This is a genomic window from Streptomyces sp. NPDC017890 (genome assembly GCF_044328675.1).
Classification (GTDB): Bacteria; Actinomycetota; Actinomycetes; order Streptomycetales; family Streptomycetaceae; genus Streptomyces.
Map to the genome: position 1 here is coordinate 1 of NZ_JBIRHU010000100.1, position 2,729 is coordinate 2,729.

3 protein-coding genes are annotated in these 2,729 nt (G+C 69.0%); all 3 read left to right on the forward strand.

The annotated features are described in order from the left end of the window. Positions 1–619, forward strand: a 619-nt coding sequence (locus tag ACH4F2_RS35550; protein WP_398136771.1) for a hypothetical protein, incomplete at its 5' end; no start/stop codon positions are given. A 236-nt stretch (positions 620–855) separates the two neighbouring features. Next, positions 856–1,413, forward strand: a complete 558-nt coding sequence (locus tag ACH4F2_RS35555; RefSeq protein WP_298773721.1) for a hypothetical protein — start codon at positions 856–858, stop codon at positions 1,411–1,413. 119 nt (positions 1,414–1,532) lie between these two features. Then, the gene (locus ACH4F2_RS35560; protein WP_298773723.1) at positions 1,533–2,726 is read left to right on the forward strand and encodes a calcium/sodium antiporter; all 1,194 of its coding nucleotides are present in this window, start codon (positions 1,533–1,535) and stop codon (positions 2,724–2,726) included. Positions 2,727–2,729 lie beyond the last annotated feature (3 nt).

The following is a 2,729-nucleotide window of genomic DNA, read 5'->3' on the forward strand; positions in this document are numbered from 1 at the left end:
CAGGATGTTCGTCAAGTGGTGCATCAAGCACCAACACATGGCCGCCCACCTCGCGTTCCCCCACCGACGGGCTCGAACCAGTCCCATGACCAGCGACGATGAGCGCTACGCTCAGCTGGCCACGATTCTGGAACGGCGAGAGACCCCGGTGTGGGTCAAAGCCGCCACGGTCCTGCTGCTGATCTGCGCGCAACCAGTTTCGCGCATCGCCGCCATCCGACTGGACGCACTGAGAACCGACGACAGCGACGGCCTGTGGATCCGCTTCGCCGACGCCGAGGTAGCACTCCCGCATCCGCTCGCCGACCCGGTGACCGCACTCATCGCCCATCGCCCCAACATGACCACCGCTGCCAACCGAACATCCCAGTGGCTATTTCCCGGGGTCACTGCAGGTCATCACATCAACCCGCAGACCCTGATGGGCAAGCTCCGCGACAACGGGATCGATCTTCGAGGCGCACGCAACAGCGCGATGCGCGAGCTGGTCCGCAGCATTCCCCCGGCGATCGCGGCAACCCAGTTCGGATACAGAGCTCAAACAACCGAACGCCACGCATTCATCAGCGGCGCCACCTGGAGCGCCTACCCCGAACTCCACCAAGAACCCGGCCCCTGATCAACCGCGACTCAACAGCACCCGGAAACCAGTATCGTTACGCGTTTCCGCTGTTACCCACTGGCGTCCGGACAGGTGCGCGGACCTGCGCGTGGCGAGTACAGAACCGAGCCGATCTTCTCCCCGGGCTGGCGCCCGTGAACTGGCCGTATCTGCGCCCCCGGACCCCAGCGACGCACCACCTCCGTCGACTCGGGCGCGCTGACCCGGCCCGCGAAGCGCTCGAGCGGCCCGGCGTGCTGCTGCCTCCGCGCCGCCAGCGGCCCACCGGCCTGGCCAAGCTCGACGTCCCGCTCAAGGGCAAGATCGCCGACGGTCCCGCGGAGGGCCGCGCTCTGGCACGCCTCACCGATCTGGGCCTGGGCCAGAAGCTGCGCGCCCTGCTCGCCGAGCCCGACCAGGACGCACCCGAGTGGCTGGCCCGCGCCTGCGTACCGGTCCTGCGCGAGTGGGGCTGGGACGACCGCCCGACCGGTGTCGCGGCGCTACTCACCGGCGAGCACCCGATCCTCGTGCAGAGCCTGGCGCGCGCGCTGTCACAGATGGGCCGTATGGACTACCTCGGCGAACTCAGCCGCGACGAGGCGCTCCCGACGGTGACCGCCCAGAACTCGGCCTACCGCGTGGCCCAGCTGTGGGGCACGTTCTCCGGCCCGTCGACAGCGTCCGACGGCCCCGTCCTCCTGGTCGCCGACCTGCTCGGGACGGGGTGGACGATCACCGAGGCAGCCCGGCATCTCCGCTCGTCCGGGGTCCCGGCTGTCCTGCCGCTGGCGGTCGCCTCCGCCGGCTGAATCGCTGCCGGCGCATCGACAGACCGGAGTCCGGCACGGGATCATCGACCCATGGGTAATGCAACAAGGCCGTCACCGCCAGCCGGACCGGGGTTCATCACCACCCGATCGGAGCTGACATGAGCGCCCTGACGGTGGCCGCGCTCGCGGTGGGGTTCGTCCTGCTCATCGGCGGCGGCGAAGTGCTGGTGCGGGGCGCCGGCGGTCTGGCCGCGACCCTCGGGATCTCCCCGCTGGTGGTGGGACTCACCGTCGTCGCCTTCGCCACCTCGGCGCCGGAGTTCGCGGTAAGCGTCGATGCCGCGCTGAGCGGATACCCGGGGTTGGCCGTCGGCAACGTGGTGGGCAGCAACATCGCGAACATCCTGCTCATCCTGGGGCTGACCGCGATCGTCGCCCCTCTGGTGGCGACGTCCCGGATCGTGCGAGTCGACATCCCCATCATGGTGCTGTTCTCTCTGGTCGTGCTTCTGGTGGCCCTCGACGGCACGATCAGCTTCCTCGACGGTCTGCTGCTGTTCGCCGGCCTCGTGACCTATACGACCGCGACGATCGTCATCGCGCGCAAACAGGACGGAGACCGCGCCACCGAGGCATTGGACGCCCCGGCCGGTGACAGCGCGGGCGAGACGACGCCTACCGGCGGCGACACCTCGCACCCGGTCCTCCTCAACAGCGCTCTCGTGATCGCCGGGGTGGCGCTGCTCGTGATCGGGGCACGGCTACTCGTCACCGCGGCGAGCGACCTCGCGGCGGCATGGGGAATGAGTGACCTGGTCATCGGCCTCACGGTGGTGGCCGTCGGGACATCCCTTCCCGAACTCGCGACGAGCATGGTCGCGGCGATCCGAGGCGAGCGCGACCTGGCGATCGGAAACATCGTGGGCAGCAACATGTTCAACATAGGTGCCGTTCTGGGGATGACCTCACTCATCGCGCCGATCGAGATCGCGGCCGGGGCCATCCGCTTCGACCTGCCGATCATGCTCGCGGTGTCCCTGGCACTGCTCCCGATCGCCTTCACCGGCCTGGCGATCGCACGGTGGGAGGGCGTTCTCTTCACCGGTTTCTACGCCGCGTACATCGCCTACGTCGTGCTCCAGGCGGCCGACCACGACGCGCTGGGGCCGTTCAGTGCCGCGATGCTGTGGTTTGTCATCCCCATCACCGCTCTGTGGTTGATAGTGCTGGCCACCTACGAACTCGGTGTGCTGCGTGGGCGGGCGCAGACCCGCGGGCGGCCGGTCACAGGTGACAGTGCTGCTCAGGACGCGGCGGCCGGCGGCTCAGGGGCCTCCCCGCCGCGCGCATGACAG

Excerpts from the sequence above, each read along its gene's own strand:
- ACH4F2_RS35560 (WP_298773723.1), top strand. The coding sequence starts at position 1,533 with ATGAGCGCCCTGACGGTGGCCGCGCTCGCGGTGGGGTTCGTCCTGCTC.